Consider the following 16,625-nt stretch of genomic DNA (forward strand, 5'->3'; position numbering starts at 1 on the left):
GTGGCTCTTACATCCATTTTAAAAAATGAGCTGAGTCAGAATAAATGGCTAACGATGGAACAATATATGGAGTTGGCTCTTTATCATCCTGAATATGGATATTACATGAACCCTCTTAATAAAATCGGAAAAAAAGGAGACTTTTATACTTCAAGTTCAGTTTCCGATATTTTTGGCGGCGTTTGGGCAGACGTATTTGTTCAAACCATCCTAGAGCATCGCTTAGATCCCATCATTGTTGAATTTGGTGGAGGAAACGGGCAGTTCGCAAAACATGTGATTTCAGCGTGGGAAGAAAAAAAAGAGAAACTGCCGTTAACGTATGTCGTTGTTGAAAAAAGTCCATATCACCGAAAGCTATTACAAGATGAATTAAACGGCACAGCAGTTATGATTCTTCCTTCAATGGAAGAATTGAAAAAAACCTTTCCTTCGTTTAAAGGAATTATTTTTGCTAACGAGGTGTTAGATGCGTTTCCTGTTCGCCTCTTTCAAAAAAGAGCGAAGTCATGGTTTGAGAAAGTAGTGATGGAAGGAAGAGATGGCGAAAAACAAAACCTTTCTTTCGGTTATATCCCTATACAGGAAGAGAATACAGCTCAAATGCTTGAAAATCATTTTTCAGATCGTAAAGAACATTTTGATCTTGAGATTTCGTTTCAATTGAAGGATTGGTTGAAGGCACTCTATCATTGGACAAAAGAGGGAAGTGTATATTTCTTTGTCGACTATGGCTACAAAGGTGACCAGTGGAAAATGGAAAGTTTACGAGAGGGAAGTATACGCGGGTATTACCGTCATCAAATGAAGTACAATCCTTTAATCTACTCAGGAGAAATGGACATCACGTATCATGTTGATTGGGATCAAATTGAAAGTGAGGCGAAGAAAAGTGAAGTTGACACGATTCGCTTTGAAACTCAAGGTGAATTCTTGTTGCAGAACGGACTTCTTTCATACTTAAGTAATACCGAGAAGAGTGATCCATTTTCTAAAGAGCATAAAAGAAACAGAGCAGTCCGCTCATTTCTGCTGGACAGTACCCTTGCAAACGGTTTTCAAGTCATTCAACAAAAAAAACGGTCCGTTTAATAGCGGTCCGTTTTTAAAATAGCTGTTTTTAATGAAATGTTTAATGTCCTCCGCCAGCTCCAGGAGTCATCATAAATGTTGACCAGTATGTAAAACCGACAAAGAAAACTGTTAAATAAGCACCAAAAATATAAATATACATACGTTCAGATAAGTTCAGATAACCTAATGAAACGAACATAATCGTTTGTCCTAAGAACAGCAACGCCATGTCCTGCATATCGCCAAGATAAGCCATGACACCAATGATACCTGTCCAGAAGCCTAGTACTTTATACATTCTTGACATAAGTATCCCTCCTTTTTTCGCCAATACTAGTATCCTTTAGTATTATATATGAGTTTCCACACTCTTGTAAATGACTATTGTGATCTGTAAAAAAGTCATTTCAAAATAATTACAACAAGTACGTTGATTTTGGTTTATTATGCCTCGTTTAAAGGTAATGTAAACCAAAAGGAGTGAAGGATGATGAGCTCAATTACTTTTTACACATACCCAAGCTGCACGTCATGTCGCAAAGCGAAAATGTGGCTTAAACAAAATAAAGTCTCATTTGAAGAAAGACATTTATTCAAAGATACACCAACTGTAGAAGAGCTTCGGGAAATGCTTAAACTCACGAAAGCTGGAACAGAGGAAATTTTAGCAAAAAGAAGTCAATCGTTTAAATCTTTAAATGTAGACATTTATGATCTATCCATGAATGAACTTTTAAAATTATTAACGGATAACCCTAAATTGCTAAAGCGTCCGTTAGTAACAGATGGTGAGCAATTGATTGCAGGGTACAGTCCTGGTGAGATGAAAAAGTTATGTATCAAAAAAGAAAAAGAAAAAGAACACATATCCAGTCATGTGTCCTAAAAAGCAACACTCTTGATTGTTAAGAGTGTTTTTATTATGGTTGGCTGGGCTAGCTGGATTCGAACCAGCGCATGACGGAGTCAAAGTCCGTTGCCTTACCGCTTGGCTATAGCCCAATGGAACAATAGTAGTATGAGCCGTGTCGAAATTTATATACAATAATATTTAAAAAAGTAGAAGGAATTCTTTTTTGTAAGAAGTAATTATATAACACGAAATAAAAAGGAGGTCGATATGCTTGCCCATAAAGACATTAGGCAGTTCAATCTTGCATGAAGCTGTAACACAAGATGCTTCAGACATTCATTTCATCCCCATTAGAAAAGGAGGAGTTGTTCAATTTCGAATTGATGAAAGGCTATTGCACTATAAAACCTTATCTCAAGAAGAGTATATACGTGTCATTTCTCATTTTAAATACTCCGCCCGAATGGATATTGGCGAACAGCGCAAGCCGCAAAGTGGCGCGATGGATACGATGATCAACAATGAGAGTATTCATTTGCGTCTATCTTCTATCCCATCTGCGTTTAACGAATCCCTTGTGATTCGAATCCTTCCTCAGCAAGAAACCTTATCTATAAGTGAATTATCCCTTTTTCCTCATGAACTCAAAAAACTTATTTCCCTGATTAAACGGTCAAGCGGATTGCTATTATTTACCGGACCAACAGGCTCTGGAAAAACCACGATTCTTTATTCTCTCCTTCAACACCTCCAGAAGAACTATAAACGCCAAGTGATCACCCTTGAAGATCCTGTTGAACGAAAAGTAGATTCCTTTTTACAAATGGAAATTAACGAAAAAGCAGGCGTTACTTACGGTGAAGGATTTAAATCATTATTACGACACGATCCGGATGTAATTATGATTGGTGAGATACGTGATGAAGCAACTGCGAGATTAGTCATTCGGGCATCTTTGACGGGTCATTTAGTACTTTCAACGATGCATGCATCTGATTGTTTAGGATGTATTGAGCGTCTGAGAGAATTTGGAATTCGGGAAGCAGAGCTGCGGCAAACATTAATGGGTATAGTTTCTCAAAGACTCATATCAATACCGTGCCGATTTTGTGGTGACGATTGCCATGATTTTTGCTTTAAGTCAAGAACATTTAGAAGAGCGGGAATATATGAAATGTTAAGCAACCAAGACTTGGAAGCCGCTATTGAAAAAACCTCCATTGCTCTACCCTCATTTTATAAGAGTCTTTCTTATTATTTTAATCACGCTTATGCTGCGGGATTTATTACAAAAGAAAGTTATGAGAAATGGATGGGAGGACATAGTGGTGTTCAAGATCAGACGTTGGAAAAGAGCGGAACAGGGAGCTTTTCTTTATAAATTGGGTTTATTGTTACGCCGTGGATATTCTATTCATAAAAGCATGGTTCTTTTAAAATCACACCTTAAGGAAGAGGAACAGCGCTTAATAGATGATGCCCTCGATTCACTCCATGCTGGCAAACCTTTGCGCGATATTTTCACTTCACTTCACTTACCGAATGAAATCATCAGTTCGATATCTATCAATAGTGCTAACGGAAACTTAATCCAAAGCTTGATTGAAAACGGGTCTATATTGAAAAAGAAAGCAGAATGGGCCCAAAGGCTAAACAAAACGATAAGATATCCAATGTTCTTAATGTTTCTAGCCGTTTGGATGGGAATTCTTTTTTATCGTTTTTTGTTTCCACAGTTCTCTCTATTGTTCTCCTCACTTGAGATTAAGACCCCTTATTTCACTTCAATGATGCTCTCTGTACTTGCTTTAATACCAAATCTCCTATTTCTCTTATTTATTTCGGTTTTGTTAAGTATATTCGTTGTCTTCATGATAAAGAAAAGAGTTGCTCCTTCTGCTCAAATGAGGTTATTGATGTATATCCCAGTATTTAATACATTTTTAAAACGAATGAACTCCCATTTCTTTAGTGTGAATTTCGGCTCGATGATAAAGAGTGGGCTGCCGGTAACGGATGCATTAATCGTATTGGAGAGCCATATGAATAAAGGTTTTTTTCAAGAGGAAAGCAGACGTCTGCAAAAAGGATTGTTGGACGGAAAAACACTTCCAGAGTTATTAACAGATAAGCCTTATTTTTCAAAAGATCTGTCAGAGATCATTCGATTTGGGCAGGCACATGGAGAATTAGGGTCAGAATTAATCCAATACGGTGATTGGTTATTTCTAGAGCTTGAAGAAATGATAGCGTCCAGCATGCAAAAATTACAGCCCATTTTGTTCGCTGTTATTGGGGGATTTGTCTTACTATTGTTTGCCTCCATCCTTTTACCGATGTTTAAACTCATGGAAGCTTTATGAGGAGGGTTACATGAAGAATGAAAAAGGTTTTACTTTAATTGAGATGATGATTGTACTGCTTATTATTTCTGTGCTGATGCTGATCGCATTGCCAAGCATGACTAAAAATAATAAAATCGTAAAATCACTTGGATGTGAAGCCACAATCGATCTCGTTCAAGGACAAGTGGGTGCATATGAAGCTGAACACAATAGATTGCCGACACTTGAAGAATTGGTAGAGAAAAATTACGTAGATACAATCGTATGTCCAGGTAATATTCCACTGGTTATAGATACTGAGGGGAATGTAAGTAAATCAGGGACACCTTGATGGAACCTATCGTTAACCGTTTTGGGTATTTGCTCATAGAGATGATGATTGTCCTTCTCATCATAGGAATCATTAGTGCAGTGGCTTACCCTAGATACGATTCTTTTATCAAGAACCGAAAGACGGAATATTTTATTGATTCTTTTCAAAGGGAAGTCACTCATATGCAGCAAAGAGCCATAACAGAAGGCCGTATTTATAGTTTAACAATTGATAATAAAAATCATTTTTATGAAGTGAGGGGTTATGGTTCGAATAAGCCTGTAAAACGATTCTTTCCTGAGTTTATTACATTTGAAGGACATTCCATGTTGTTGTCTGTGCAGTTTAATCAATATGGAAACATCAGCCGTGCAGGAACTTTGTTTATTCATTCAGGAAATCATTCGTATAAGATGGTGTTTCAAATAGGGAAGGGAAAGTTCTATGTTACGAAACAATAAGGGATACCTGCTCGTTGAAAGCATGTTTGGTTTAGTATTATTCTCCGCTGTTATAGGGACCTGTCTGCCTTACATCCATCTACTGTATCAAGAGAAAAAAACAACTAGACAGATTTTATATGCTATTGAAGAGGTGGATCATGTGGTTGCACAATATAGCATAGGTATGTCTATCGATAATAAGGAATGGGAAGAACATGGAACAAATTATACCTTATTGACGAAAAAGGGTGCAGCAGATGAAAATGAACTATGTATCAGTTTTGAAGGCTCTAACGAGAAATCATATAAAATGTGTGCAGGGTATTTATAAATGTTTGAAGTCCAAAAAGGGGTATACATTAATTGAAGTTGTTATAGCACTTGGTGTCTTGCTCATGATCGCCTCGCTCCTTCCATCGTTTCTGATTCCCATCCAAAAACAGCCTCCACTATCACAACTTGAAGAGACCTCATTATTTTTTTCCATGCTAGGAAAGGAAATAAGAGAAGGAAAACTACTGGAGGTTAACAATAACATCCTTTTCATAACAGATTCGAATGGAGATGTTAAAAGTTTTTCAAAGTATCATACTCTCATTCGGAAGCAAGTAAACGGGTTAGGACATGAAGTGTGGCTTCAAAATATTAACAGCATAAAATTGGAAAAACAATCAGATTTATTACTTGCAATCCAAATCATTGATAAGGATGGACATGAGTATAAGCGATTATTTCGGAGGAGCAGGAATAATGAATGAAAAAGGTGTTGTTTATCCTCTTATGATTGCGTTATGTTTTCTGATGGTTGCCTTTTTGGGGTATTTTACAGAGAGAGTGTTTTCTGAACGTCATTTTGTATTTATGCAGGAAGAACAGTTGAGGCAAATCCGACTCATACAGCAAGCAATGGATAAAGCCTCTATAATGGCACAGGAGAGTACGATGTTCCCTGAAAAGCATTTCTTTATATGGGCAGACGGTAATGTTGAACTGACAATCGATCAAACCTCACAGGTTGAAGAGAGGTTAATCACGATAGAAGCAATAACAGGAAAGCAACGAACAAAAAAAGTTAAAGTATATTATAATGTAACCCAGAATAGCGTTACAAAATGGGTGGAGGGTTAAAATTGAACACCATATATTTAGTTGGATTCATGGGTTGCGGCAAAACTTCAGTAGGCAAGCACCTTTCCAAACAATTGGAAGTGCCGCCATATGATGTAGATTTAACTGTCGAAAAACTTAGAGGACAATCCATAAAAGAAATATTCCATAAAGAGGGCGAAGAAGCGTTTCGAAACTACGAATCTCTTGCCATTCGTCGACTTCCTTTAGCACATGCTGTTGTTATGACGGGTGGAGGAGCTGTCGTCCGTGAGGAAAACCTTTCTTACATGAAGAGTAAGGGAACCGTCATCTATTTAAAAACTAGTTTTCCTGTGCTCTGGAAAAGATTGATGAAAGAAGAAGAAAGAAACAAAAGACCCATTTTATTAACAAGGACAAAAGAGGAAGTTTTTCAGCTTTTTAATGAGCGTAGCAGGCATTATGAAAAAAGCGATCTTACAATCGTAACCGATGATCTTTCGACAGAAGAAGTCTGCCACCAAATAATAGTACAACTTAAATTGATTAAATCGCAGTAATTATGACAAAACTAACTTTGAATGTTTATATTTAAAGGAGTTTTGTTCATGGCTGCAGGTAACGATGTCGTCAAATATCTTACTCAAAAAATCGTAAAATATTTAGATGAGCCAAAAGCAGTACGTAAAGAAAGGAAACGCAGCAGAAAAAAAGAAAAAGAACCATTGCTAACGTACCTGTTTGGTATCGTCCCCATGGGGCTTGGTTTAGCGTTTAAGAAGAAGAAGAAGAAAAGATAGGCTGGAAAAGGTTGAAGCCGGGTGCATAACCCGGCTTTTTGTATGCAAAAAGGCTTCTTTTTAGAAAGCTGTTTTCGTAATTATTAATGGTTTTGAAAGTAGTTGTTTTTCGTTCCAGTATACTCGCTTTTCGCGGGGCGTGCGGTAAGCCAGTAGGAGTCTATCATTTTGCACTCCAATCAACTTGTCAAAAAAGAATAAAAAACTGACCATTAACAACGAGTTTTGCGAAAACAGCCTTTATGAAAGATAAAAAAGCCCTCCGTTAATGATTTCTACGATAATCTTAGGTTCGTATTGTGTTCGCAATGCTTCTTTTTCCACATGATACGCTTCAGGTTTCGTCAATAGATCTTCATAAAAGCTCTCCAACAGTTCTTGATCTTCATTCCAGCGTTTTCTTGCATCATCTGCCCATGTATGATCGTCTTGATCGATGGTTTCCTGTATTTTTGTTTCAATTCTTTTGATGGCACTCTCAGGTTTTATAAATGGAGAAAGTGTATAACAAAAATCAGGGATTCTTTTTGTTAACAGCAGCTTTTGAAGACGGCTGTGAAACCCTTGTTCGATTGTTCCATTGATAAGCTGGATACCATAAGATAACACCTGATCTTTTTTTTGATCACATTGATAGGTGACTTTTACATTTAAACAGAGCCACGGTTGAAGAGGTACTTGGGCACCTTGCTGTGGAACGGATTCGTACAATCGTATAAATGAAGCAAGTTTTTTTGTAGATGCAAAAATTTGATGAAGCCTAGGTGACCCGAAGTGAATGAACTCTCCTTTGCCATCAGGTGCTTGCTGCTGTCCTGTTACTAATGTGAGCGTCATGGGATTAGGTGTACCACCAGTTTTTTCGAGATAGTGCCAATAGAATGGGCGGTTCATGAGAACTTTATCTAACGCTGTAGTTAGTTGAACTTTCATATAACTGAAATTCTTCTCAAGAACTTTACATTCATTCGCGTCAAAATAACGTTCAAGAAATCGATGTATCTCGTGCTGTTGCATGCTCTTCCCATCCTTTCTGTTTGATTCCGCCATCTAGATTAATGAGAGAAGCAAGGTTATCCATCTTCACTCTTATCTCACCTTCACTATCAGAAGTACTCAAGATGTCTGCTATATGACGTTCTATATTTTTTATCTCGAATTTGGTTAAAATCTCGTCGAGTTCACCAATGACACTCTCAAATAAATTGATTTTATTATAAAGCAGATTTAATATGTGCTCTTCAATCGTATTTTGCGTGGCAAAATTATAGATGTGCACATCTCCTTGTTGACCAATTCTATGAATACGACCGATCCTCTGTTCGATTCTCATCGGGTTCCACGGAAGATCGTAGTTGATGATATGCTGGCAAAATTGAAGATTTATCCCTTCTCCTCCTGCTTCGGTTGCAATCAACACTTGAGCACGTGTCCTAAACAAATGAGTCATCCAATCTTTTTTGCTTCGTTTGAACCCGCCGCGAAACGGCACGGATGAAATGCCGTGTTGCTGCAAAAACCATTGTAAGTACAGTTGCGTTGCTCGGTATTCAGTAAAAATAATCACTTTGGAATCAATAGATTGAATGAGTTCCAATGCTTTTAAAGCTTTTGAGTTTTGATCCACAAGCTCAATTTTTTTCATCATTTCAACAATCCTGTTCTCCATTGCAATGGATGGGACATTCTTTTGCAGCATGTTCTTTAACGTTAGGAAAACAGCCTCTCGAGAACTGCAAGCTTCACGCTGCAATGTCACGATTGAAAATTTGCTTCGATCAAAATAGGAATCTGTTTTTAAATTTGTTATTTCATCATAAAGCTCTCGTTCCGTTTTTGATAACGTGATAGGAATGGTTTGAACAAGCCGTTTTGGCCATTTTAACCCCGTTTCTTCACGCCTGTTTCGAACCATTACTTTATTCACCAATTGCTTAAGTTTCTCTTCATTTTTTAAAGAATATTTATCCTCTTTAAAATCTTTATCAAAATTTTCTCTGTTTCCTAAATGACCAGGTTTAAGAAGAGAAACAAGGTTGAAAATTTCCTCGACCCGGTTTTGAACGGGAGTTGCCGTTAACAATAAGCAAAATTTCTTTTTTAATAGCTGTACAAATTCATAGTTTTTTGTTTTTTTGTTTTTTAGCTTATGGGCTTCATCTATTATGATGAGATCATAGTCTTGATTAAGGACGATATCACGGTGAGGAGCACGTTTGGCTGTATCAATGGATGAAACAACCACATCACACTGTTCCCATACATATGACTTTTTCTGAGCAATAGCAGGGATAAAGAACTTGGAGTTTAGTTCATTTGTCCACTGAATGACTAAAGAAGCGGGAACAAGTATTAAGATTTTTTTGGCCAGTCTCCTTATCATGTATTCTTTTAAAATTAGGCCAGCTTCAATCGTTTTTCCTAAACCAACTTCATCAGCTAAGATTGCTTTTCCGTTCATTTGTTCAATCACGGTTGTTGCTACGTCCAGCTGATGAGGTAAAAAAGTCATCTGTGGGAGATGATCTGGCGCTTGCAAACCTAAAAACTCTGGAATCGCAAGGTGATGTTCGGCCTCTAGTGCCAAATTATACAACTCCCAGTTTGCCCAAGGTCCATCTTCTTCCACACGCTTTAAAAAGTCATCATGCCAATCTCGTTGAAACTGAACGTCGATTTTCATACCAGATATCCTTTCTGTAAAAAAAGTTCATTGCCATTCCATTTGTAAAAATGATAGGATAATAATGTAGTAAACATAGTAATAGTATGTGCGACCTTGGACAATAACATACTCGCGAATGAAAGTAAGAGGAGAGACTGCTTAGGCGGCGCCGAAGGAGCAAACAATTGTGAAACTCTCAGGCAAAAAGACTCTTGCTAGACGCATCTCTGGAGAGTGCTTTTTTTAATAGATGAAAGCCACCAACGAAGAAACTCAAAACTTGTTTTTGAGAAACTTACCGGTTGCAGGACAGAGGATCCCTAATTATAGGGGTCTTTCTGTCCTTTTTTTGTCCAGAAATGATTGAATATTTGAAAGTATGAAAAAGGAGGAATTCACATGGCAACATTGTTACGTACACCGTTATTTGAAACGTATAAAGAGCACGGTGGAAAAGTGATTGATTTTGGTGGTTGGGAATTGCCTGTTCAGTTCTCAAGTATTAAAGAGGAACACGAGGCTGTCCGTACAAAAGCAGGCTTGTTTGATGTTTCTCACATGGGTGAGTTTGATGTAAGGGGACCGAACGCTTTGTCGTTCTTGCAATATACAATGACGAACGATGTTTCCAAGCTTCAAAACGGTCAAGCACAATATACGGCGATGTGCTATGAAAACGGTGGTACTGTAGATGATCTTTTGGTCTATAAAAGAGATGAGAACGATTACTTGCTAGTTGTGAATGCCTCGAACATTGAAAAAGACTTTGAATGGCTTCAAAGTCATAAAAGTGAAGGTGTTGAGCTTGTTAACGTCTCACCTGAATATGCACAGCTCGCTATTCAAGGACCTAAGGCGGAAGTGATCTTACAAAAACTTACAGACACCAATCTTTCTGAAATCGGCTTCTTCCGTTTTAAAGAAGATGTATCGTTAGCAGGAATTCAAGCATTAGTCTCTCGCACTGGATATACAGGTGAAGATGGATTTGAAATTTATTTAAAAACGGAACATGCAGAAAAGCTTTGGAAATCAATTTTAGAAGCAGGAAATGAAGAGGGATTGCTTCCGGCTGGATTAGGTGCTCGTGATACGCTCCGATTCGAAGCGAAATTGGCACTATACGGTCAAGAGTTAACAAAAGATATCACTCCAATCGAAGCGGGTATCGGCTTTGCAGTGAAGACGGATAAAGAAGCAGATTTTATCGGGAAAGAAGTTCTAGCTGAACAAAAGAAAAATGGTGCGCCAAGAAAGCTTGTTGGACTTGAAATGATCGATAAAGGTATTCCTCGTTCTCATTATGAAGTGTTCAAAGGGGATATAAAGATCGGAGAGGTAACAACGGGCACTCAGTCACCTACTTTAAAAAAGAACTTGGGACTTGCGCTTCTTGAAAAAGAATTTACTGAAATAGGTACTGAAGTAGAAGTGCAAATTCGTCAAAAGCGATTGAAAGCACAAGTAGTAGCTTCACCATTTTATAAACGAGGAAAATAAACCCTTTATTAAGGAGGAGTAACCAATGACATTCCGTTATTTGCCCATGACTGACCAAGATAAGAAGGAAATGCTTGAGACCATTGGAATTGAGACAACAGAAGAGCTCTTTCAAGATATTCCAGAAAATGTTCGTTTTAAAGGACGTCTTCAGATTGAAGAAGCCCTATCAGAACCAGCTTTAATCAAAGAAATGAGTCGCCTTGCTGCGATGAATAAAAACACCAAAGAGTATGCATCGTTCTTAGGTGCTGGTGTTTACGATCATTACACATCATCCATCGTCAACCATATGCTTCTTCGTTCTGAATTCTACACAGCGTATACGCCATATCAGCCTGAAATTTCTCAAGGTGAACTGCAGGCAATCTTTGAATATCAAACGATGATCTGCGAACTGACTGGAATGGATGTAGCAAACTCGTCTATGTATGATGGGGGAACTTCACTAGCTGAGGCAGGATTATTGTCTGCAGCACAAACGCGAAGAAAGAAAATCGTTGTATCCAAATCTGTTCACCCAGAATCTCGTGAGGTCTTGAAAACGTATGCAAAAGGTCAGCATCTTGAAGTAATTGAAGTAGAGGTAGAGAATGGGACAACCTCCTTAAATGGGTTGCGTTCAGTTGTTAATGAAGAAACGGCTTGTGTCATCGTTCAATATCCAAACTTTTTTGGACAGATCGAGCCTTTAAAAGAGATTGAAGAAATCATTCACGAGAACAAAGGGATGTTTGTTGTATCTTCGAATCCGCTTGCATTAGGTGCATTAACTCCTCCTGGGAAATTTGGAGCAGATATTGTAGTAGGCGATGCACAGCCATTTGGTATCGCTCAAGGCTTCGGGGGACCTCATTGTGGTTACTTTGCGGTAACAAATAAATTGATGCGTAAAGTACCGGGTCGTTTAGTTGGACAGACCGTTGACGAAGATGGTAAGCGTGGTTTTGTTTTAACACTTCAAGCAAGAGAACAACATATCAGACGAGATAAAGCTACGAGCAATATCTGTTCCAACCAAGCTTTGAATGCGCTTGCTGCGTCTATTGCGATGACAGCGCTTGGAAAAAAAGGTGTAAAAGAGGTAGCTCACCAAAATATTCAAAAAGCACATTATGCAAAAAAAGTTGTTGAAGAAAAAGGGCTCTCTGTTGCGTTTACAGGACCATTCTTTAATGAATTTGTAATAGAACTGAAGTGTCCGGCTAAAGAAGTGAATCAGAAATTGCTTGAGTGCGGAATTATCGGCGGCTATGACCTTGGGCTTTCGTATCCTGAACTTAAAAATCATATGCTTCTTGCTGTAACTGAAATGAGAACAAAGATGGAAATTGATCAGCTAGCAAATGTATTGGAGGGGTTAACATGCGTACAGAACATCAGTCATTAATCTTTGAATTGTCAAAGCCGGGCCGAGTAGGCTATAGCATTCCGGATCTTGACGTTCCTGAAGTAAATGTGGAGTCTATTATTCCTTCCGACTATTTGCGTACAGAAGATGCTGAGCTTCCTGAAGTATCAGAGCTGCAGATTGTCCGTCACTATACAGCACTGTCCAACCGGAATCATGGGGTAGATTCAGGCTTCTATCCTCTAGGTTCTTGTACGATGAAATACAATCCGAAAATTAATGAAGATGTAGCACGTTTCCCTGGTTTTTCACATATTCATCCCCTTCAGGATGAAGAAACTGTCCAAGGTGCACTTGAAATGATGTACCGCTTACAAACTTCACTGGCAGAAATTACGGGTATGGATGAAGTCACTCTGCAGCCAGCGGCTGGAGCTCACGGCGAGTGGACAGGTCTTATGATGATCCGCGCTTATCATGAAGCAAATGGGGATTTTAACCGGACAAAGGTTATCGTGCCTGACTCAGCTCATGGTACGAACCCGGCATCTGCAACTGTAGCTGGATTTGAATCGATTACGGTTAAATCTGATGAACGTGGACTTGTAGACCTCGAAGATTTAAAACGAGTTGTCGATCAAGATGTAGCCGCATTAATGTTAACGAATCCTAACACATTGGGGTTATTTGAAGAACACATCTTGGAGATGGCGAAGATCGTTCACGAAGCAGGCGGAAAACTCTATTATGATGGAGCGAATGCAAACGCGATTCTAGGCTTCGCTAGACCAGGTGATATGGGATTTGATGTTGTTCACCTTAACTTGCACAAAACATTCACTGGTCCACACGGCGGTGGAGGTCCTGGATCTGGTCCAGTCGGGGTTAAAGCGGATTTAATTCCTTTCCTTCCGAAACCAGTGCTTGTAAAAGAAGACGACGTTTATAAGTTTGAATACAATAGACCTCAGTCTATCGGCCGCGTGAAGCCTTTTTATGGGAATTTTGGCATTAACGTACGTGCTTTTACGTATATCATGACAATGGGTCCAGACGGATTGAAGCAAGTTTCAGAAAATGCTGTATTAAATGCAAATTATATGATGAGACGATTAGAGCCGCACTTTGATCTTCCTTTTACTCAACACTGCAAGCATGAGTTCGTACTATCAGGACGTCGTCAAAAGAAGCTTGGTGTCAGAACGCTTGATATAGCAAAACGACTCTTAGACTTTGGCTATCACCCGCCAACTATCTACTTCCCGCTTAGTGTGGAAGAAGCGATCATGATCGAGCCTACAGAAACAGAATCAAAAGAAACGTTAGATGAATTTATTGAAAAGATGATTCAGATCTCAAAAGAAGCAGAAGTAACACCAGAATTGGTTCAAGAAGCACCACACACGACCGTTGTAAAAAGACTGGATGAAGCAACTGCGGCAAGAAAACCGATATTAAAATTTGCAAAACAAGTTTAAACGTACAAAAAAAAGCAGCCTTCGCTAATTTGGGCTGCTTTTTGTAATTGGCTTAATTTGATTTGACACGGCCTGTCCATTTTCGGAAACCGCCTTTTAGGTGATGTAGGTTGCCATACTTTTTCTTTTTTAAAAAATTCGCTGCACGTGCACTTCTAAATCCGCTTTCACAATATAAATAAACAGGCTGATCGTTTCTAACTTCCTTCATTCTTTGTCTCATTTGAGATAAAGGGATATTTCTTGCACCTAAAATATGTCCTTTTTTAAATTCTTCAGGTTCACGAACATCAATTAGCTGTGCTTTTCGATAACCTGCTTTAAACTCATCTTCTGTCAGCGTTTTAAGGAACTTTTTTTGATACAATCCCATTCCTAACACATAACCAATTAAGGCTGCTACAATTACAATTAAAATTATCCATCCCATATTTCCTGCACTCCTTTAAACAATCTACCCCAATTATAGCGATGAGCGGGACGATAGGCAAAAGAAAAATAGATAGAATCCATTGTTTTTGACACCATCTTGGAATTTGGTACACTAGTTACGAACGAATGGCAGGGAGACGAAAATATATGGAAAAAGAAAATTGGCACTTCATAGATTCTGGTAATTGTGACCCAGCAATCAATATGGCGATGGATGAAGCTCTCTTAACGTGGCATAGTGAAGGCAAACTGCCTCCTATTATCCGTTTTTATGGTTGGAATCCAGCGACACTTTCGATCGGATATTTTCAAAACGTAGAAAAAGAGATTCATCTCGATGCGGTAAAAAAATATGATTTAGGTTTTGTAAGACGACCTACAGGTGGACGTGGTGTACTTCATGACAAAGAACTGACATACAGTGTAATCGTTTCAGAAAATCATGAAGCAATGCCACAATCCGTAACAGAAGCATATAGAGTCATCTCAGAAGGAATAAAGGAAGGGTTTCAAGCTCTTGGTCTGGATGCTTATTTTGCAGTTCCAAAAACAGAGGAAGAGCGCGAAGGGTTAAAGAACCCCAGATCTGCTGTATGTTTTGACGCACCTTCTTGGTATGAGTTAGTTGTTGAAGGAAGAAAAGTAGCAGGCAGTGCTCAGACAAGACAGAAAGGGGTTATCTTGCAGCACGGTTCCATCCTTTTGGATCTTGATGAAGATAAGCTTTTCGATTTGTTTAAGTATTCAAGTGATCGAGTGCGTGAACGAATGCAGACGGCATTTAAAAAGAAAGCCGTAGCAATTAATGAAATACGAAATAAACCTGTAACGGTTGATGAGGCTAAAACGGCATTCAAAAAAGGGTTTGAGATGGGATTAAATATTAATCTGATTCCATATACCTTAACGGAAGACCAATGGATTGAAATCGAGCGTATAGCAGAAACGAGATATCGAAACGATGAATGGACGTTTAGGCGTTAACAAAAAAGAATTGAAACCTCTCCTTGAGGTCTCGATTTTTTTGTATAGGTAAGAAAATAGGAAGTCAAGATATTAATTTTTTTATAAAACTAGAAGGAATTCTAAAAATGCATTGCTTTTAGAGGGCTCTCTGAACTTCCAGATAATACAAATCTAGTTTTTGGTCAAATAGGCAATGAAATCATGAAAAATAATCCATTCTCGCAATTTATCTTGAAATTCCGCTAGATCTCGTGTTTGACATTTTTTTTTCTTTGACATGACGTTTACGTATATATAGTATAAGGGTAGAAGAAGTACATACAAGATATAGATATTCATCATGTGTGAATAATGAAAAAGGAGGAGAATAATGGACACTGTTGCAACAGTTAAAAAAGGTATTGATTATGAAGAACTTAATAGAGATATAGCTCAATTTCCCCAAGTGCATCCTGTTTCGTCCACTATGAAAACAACACATAAAGGTGTTTCAAGACTGGTGATGCTTGATCGATACAGTTTTAAAGACACCGAAAAGAAAACACTTAAACCGGGTGATTTTGTCGTTTTAACCGTAAAAGAGGATCCGAAGTTTCCAGCGAGAGGATTAGGGTTTATCCAATCAATAAACTGGGACGATAAATATGCGGAAGTTTTGGTAGAGGATGAATTTAAATCGGTGCTAGAAAAACCAGAAGAAATGGAAACAGGCGTGATTACTCGTTCTCTTGATGTAATGGACAAGCCGTTAGAGGTATTCTACGAGCAAATTGCTCTTCGAAACGCCACAGGGCTAGCATCAGTAGAAACGACGGAAGAAAAGCGCGAAGAATCATTCGAGAAGTTTTACAAAGAACTCTCTGAAATGAATTTTGTTCCAGCCGGACGCGTTTTATATGGGGCAGGAGCGGAAACAGATGTAACGTATTTTAACTGTTACGTGATGCCATATGTAAAAGACTCGCGTGAAGGCATCTCTGATCACCGTAAGCAAGTAATGGAGATCATGAGCCGTGGAGGCGGTGTTGGAACGAACGGATCAACACTTCGACCGAAAAACGCATTAGCGAGAGGCGTAAACGGAAAATCATCAGGCTCTGTATCATGGCTGGATGATATTGCAAAGTTGACTCATTTGGTTGAGCAGGGCGGAAGTCGTTAACACCATGGCGACTTAATCTCGTGAACTGCTGGAACACCCTAAAGCTTTAGAAGCTACAACGTGGCTGGCAACGGCGAGCGTGAACGCAATAAAAATTCTAAAGATAGTACAATGGGCAATCAGCAGCGAAGCATCTTTGGAAACAAAGATGAAC

Annotated in this window: 19 protein-coding genes, 1 tRNA gene, 1 pseudogene and 1 riboswitch; of the genes and pseudogenes, 16 read left to right on the top strand and 5 right to left on the bottom strand. The window is 38.6% G+C overall.

Translation table 11 applies throughout. The features are described from left to right. Complete coding sequence (locus KUV80_RS02560; RefSeq protein ID WP_222461109.1) at positions 1–1,092, top strand: SAM-dependent methyltransferase; 1,092 nt, start codon at positions 1–3, stop codon at positions 1,090–1,092. A 40-nt stretch (positions 1,093–1,132) separates the two neighbouring features. On the opposite strand, the gene KUV80_RS02565 is transcribed toward KUV80_RS02560, so the two are convergent. After that, positions 1,133–1,381 (bottom strand): DUF2626 domain-containing protein, encoded by a 249-nt coding sequence (locus tag KUV80_RS02565; RefSeq protein WP_066242314.1) that lies wholly within the window; start codon positions 1,379–1,381, stop codon positions 1,133–1,135. Between the two features lie 183 nt (positions 1,382–1,564). Between KUV80_RS02565 and KUV80_RS02570 the strand changes: the two genes are divergently transcribed. Continuing rightward, the gene (locus KUV80_RS02570; RefSeq protein ID WP_222461110.1) at positions 1,565–1,960 is read left to right on the top strand and encodes a Spx/MgsR family RNA polymerase-binding regulatory protein; all 396 of its coding nucleotides are present in this window, start codon (positions 1,565–1,567) and stop codon (positions 1,958–1,960) included. Positions 1,961–2,001: 41 nt separating this feature from the next. On the opposite strand, the gene KUV80_RS02575 is transcribed toward KUV80_RS02570, so the two are convergent. Beyond that, positions 2,002–2,076 (bottom strand) — tRNA-Gln (locus tag KUV80_RS02575). Positions 2,077–2,198: 122 nt separating this feature from the next. Between KUV80_RS02575 and comGA the strand changes: the two genes are divergently transcribed. Genes comGA through KUV80_RS02620 form a run of 9 tightly spaced genes read left to right on the top strand, consistent with a single transcriptional unit; the run spans position 2,199 to position 6,917 of the window. After that, the gene (comGA, locus tag KUV80_RS02580; RefSeq protein WP_222461111.1) at positions 2,199–3,308 is read left to right on the top strand and encodes a competence type IV pilus ATPase ComGA; all 1,110 of its coding nucleotides are present in this window, start codon (positions 2,199–2,201) and stop codon (positions 3,306–3,308) included. After that, a complete protein-coding gene (comGB, locus tag KUV80_RS02585; RefSeq protein ID WP_222461112.1) occupies positions 3,256–4,290 on the top strand; it encodes a competence type IV pilus assembly protein ComGB in 1,035 nt (344 codons plus the stop codon). The genes comGA and comGB overlap by 53 nt, the downstream gene beginning before the upstream one ends. A gap of 10 nt (positions 4,291–4,300) precedes the next feature. Next, positions 4,301–4,603, top strand: a complete 303-nt coding sequence (comGC, locus tag KUV80_RS02590; RefSeq protein WP_222461113.1) for a competence type IV pilus major pilin ComGC — start codon at positions 4,301–4,303, stop codon at positions 4,601–4,603. Further along, a complete protein-coding gene (comGD, locus tag KUV80_RS02595; protein WP_222461114.1) occupies positions 4,603–5,046 on the top strand; it encodes a competence type IV pilus minor pilin ComGD in 444 nt (147 codons plus the stop codon). The genes comGC and comGD overlap by 1 nt, the downstream gene beginning before the upstream one ends. Next, positions 5,030–5,359 carry a hypothetical protein gene (locus KUV80_RS02600; protein ID WP_222461115.1) on the top strand — a complete coding sequence of 110 codons (330 nt, stop codon included), beginning with the start codon at positions 5,030–5,032 and terminating at the stop codon, positions 5,357–5,359. The genes comGD and KUV80_RS02600 overlap by 17 nt, the downstream gene beginning before the upstream one ends. A 4-nt stretch (positions 5,360–5,363) precedes the next feature. Beyond that, positions 5,364–5,786, top strand: a complete 423-nt coding sequence (gene comGF / locus KUV80_RS02605; RefSeq protein ID WP_222461116.1) for a competence type IV pilus minor pilin ComGF — start codon at positions 5,364–5,366, stop codon at positions 5,784–5,786. Continuing rightward, the gene (gene comGG / locus KUV80_RS02610) at positions 5,779–6,156 is read left to right on the top strand and encodes a competence type IV pilus minor pilin ComGG (protein WP_222461117.1); all 378 of its coding nucleotides are present in this window, start codon (positions 5,779–5,781) and stop codon (positions 6,154–6,156) included. Before comGF ends, comGG begins: the two co-directional genes overlap by 8 nt. Positions 6,157–6,158: 2 nt before the next feature. Beyond that, the gene (locus tag KUV80_RS02615; RefSeq protein WP_222461118.1) at positions 6,159–6,677 is read left to right on the top strand and encodes a shikimate kinase; all 519 of its coding nucleotides are present in this window, start codon (positions 6,159–6,161) and stop codon (positions 6,675–6,677) included. Between the two features lie 48 nt (positions 6,678–6,725). Next, entirely contained in the window at positions 6,726–6,917 is a 192-nt protein-coding gene (locus tag KUV80_RS02620) for a YqzE family protein (RefSeq protein WP_222461119.1), read from the top strand. Between the two features lie 240 nt (positions 6,918–7,157). On the opposite strand, the gene KUV80_RS02625 is transcribed toward KUV80_RS02620, so the two are convergent. Then, positions 7,158–7,934, bottom strand: a complete 777-nt coding sequence (locus KUV80_RS02625) for a YqhG family protein (RefSeq protein WP_222461120.1) — start codon at positions 7,932–7,934, stop codon at positions 7,158–7,160. Continuing rightward, complete coding sequence (locus KUV80_RS02630; protein WP_222461121.1) at positions 7,903–9,600, bottom strand: DEAD/DEAH box helicase; 1,698 nt, start codon at positions 9,598–9,600, stop codon at positions 7,903–7,905. Before KUV80_RS02630 ends, KUV80_RS02625 begins: the two co-directional genes overlap by 32 nt. 118 nt (positions 9,601–9,718) lie before the next feature. Beyond that, positions 9,719–9,804: riboswitch (glycine riboswitch) on the top strand. 177 nt (positions 9,805–9,981) lie between these two features. On the opposite strand from KUV80_RS02630, the gene gcvT reads away from it, so the two are divergent. Genes gcvT through gcvPB form a run of 3 tightly spaced genes read left to right on the top strand, consistent with a single transcriptional unit; the run spans position 9,982 to position 13,911 of the window. After that, positions 9,982–11,082, top strand: coding sequence for a glycine cleavage system aminomethyltransferase GcvT (gene gcvT, locus KUV80_RS02635; RefSeq protein WP_222461122.1), 1,101 nt, complete (start codon positions 9,982–9,984; stop codon positions 11,080–11,082). Positions 11,083–11,107: 25 nt separating this feature from the next. After that, positions 11,108–12,472, top strand: coding sequence for an aminomethyl-transferring glycine dehydrogenase subunit GcvPA (gcvPA, locus tag KUV80_RS02640; RefSeq protein WP_222461123.1), 1,365 nt, complete (start codon positions 11,108–11,110; stop codon positions 12,470–12,472). Continuing rightward, on the top strand, positions 12,448–13,911 hold the full coding sequence (gcvPB, locus tag KUV80_RS02645; protein WP_222461124.1) for an aminomethyl-transferring glycine dehydrogenase subunit GcvPB: 1,464 nt from the start codon (positions 12,448–12,450) through the stop codon (positions 13,909–13,911). Before gcvPA ends, gcvPB begins: the two co-directional genes overlap by 25 nt. 52 nt (positions 13,912–13,963) lie before the next feature. Here the strand turns inward: gcvPB and KUV80_RS02650 are convergent, their stop codons facing one another. Then, the gene (locus KUV80_RS02650) at positions 13,964–14,341 is read right to left on the bottom strand and encodes a rhodanese-like domain-containing protein (RefSeq protein WP_222461125.1); all 378 of its coding nucleotides are present in this window, start codon (positions 14,339–14,341) and stop codon (positions 13,964–13,966) included. A 149-nt stretch (positions 14,342–14,490) separates the two neighbouring features. Between KUV80_RS02650 and KUV80_RS02655 the strand changes: the two genes are divergently transcribed. Next, positions 14,491–15,327 (top strand): lipoate--protein ligase family protein, encoded by an 837-nt coding sequence (locus KUV80_RS02655; RefSeq protein WP_222461126.1) that lies wholly within the window; start codon positions 14,491–14,493, stop codon positions 15,325–15,327. A 352-nt stretch (positions 15,328–15,679) separates the two neighbouring features. Then, positions 15,680–16,468 (top strand): annotated as a pseudogene (locus tag KUV80_RS02660) (ribonucleotide reductase N-terminal alpha domain-containing protein); the annotation flags it as partial. Positions 16,469–16,625 lie beyond the last annotated feature (157 nt).

The sequence above is a fragment of the Fictibacillus nanhaiensis genome (genome assembly GCF_019801215.1).
GTDB classification, from domain to species: domain Bacteria; phylum Bacillota; class Bacilli; order Bacillales; family Fictibacillaceae; genus Fictibacillus; species Fictibacillus nanhaiensis_C.

What these genes read in the sequence shown, in the direction of transcription:
- KUV80_RS02625 (WP_222461120.1), bottom strand. Translation starts at nt 7,934, where the DNA reads ATGCAACAGCACGAGATACATCGATTTCTTGAACGTTATTTTGACGCG.
- KUV80_RS02655 (WP_222461126.1), top strand. Translation starts at nt 14,491, where the DNA reads ATGGAAAAAGAAAATTGGCACTTCATAGATTCTGGTAATTGTGACCCA.
- KUV80_RS02650 (WP_222461125.1), bottom strand. Translation starts at nt 14,341, where the DNA reads ATGGGATGGATAATTTTAATTGTAATTGTAGCAGCCTTAATTGGTTAT.
- comGC (WP_222461113.1), top strand. Translation starts at nt 4,301, where the DNA reads ATGAAGAATGAAAAAGGTTTTACTTTAATTGAGATGATGATTGTACTG.
- KUV80_RS02620 (WP_222461119.1), top strand. Translation starts at nt 6,726, where the DNA reads ATGGCTGCAGGTAACGATGTCGTCAAATATCTTACTCAAAAAATCGTA.
- gcvT (WP_222461122.1), top strand. Translation starts at nt 9,982, where the DNA reads ATGGCAACATTGTTACGTACACCGTTATTTGAAACGTATAAAGAGCAC.
- KUV80_RS02570 (WP_222461110.1), top strand. Translation starts at nt 1,565, where the DNA reads ATGAGCTCAATTACTTTTTACACATACCCAAGCTGCACGTCATGTCGC.
- KUV80_RS02565 (WP_066242314.1), bottom strand. Translation starts at nt 1,381, where the DNA reads ATGTCAAGAATGTATAAAGTACTAGGCTTCTGGACAGGTATCATTGGT.
- gcvPB (WP_222461124.1), top strand. Translation starts at nt 12,448, where the DNA reads ATGCGTACAGAACATCAGTCATTAATCTTTGAATTGTCAAAGCCGGGC.
- comGD (WP_222461114.1), top strand. Translation starts at nt 4,603, where the DNA reads ATGGAACCTATCGTTAACCGTTTTGGGTATTTGCTCATAGAGATGATG.
- gcvPA (WP_222461123.1), top strand. Translation starts at nt 11,108, where the DNA reads ATGACATTCCGTTATTTGCCCATGACTGACCAAGATAAGAAGGAAATG.
- KUV80_RS02600 (WP_222461115.1), top strand. Translation starts at nt 5,030, where the DNA reads ATGTTACGAAACAATAAGGGATACCTGCTCGTTGAAAGCATGTTTGGT.
- KUV80_RS02630 (WP_222461121.1), bottom strand. Translation starts at nt 9,600, where the DNA reads ATGAAAATCGACGTTCAGTTTCAACGAGATTGGCATGATGACTTTTTA.
- comGG (WP_222461117.1), top strand. Translation starts at nt 5,779, where the DNA reads ATGAATGAAAAAGGTGTTGTTTATCCTCTTATGATTGCGTTATGTTTT.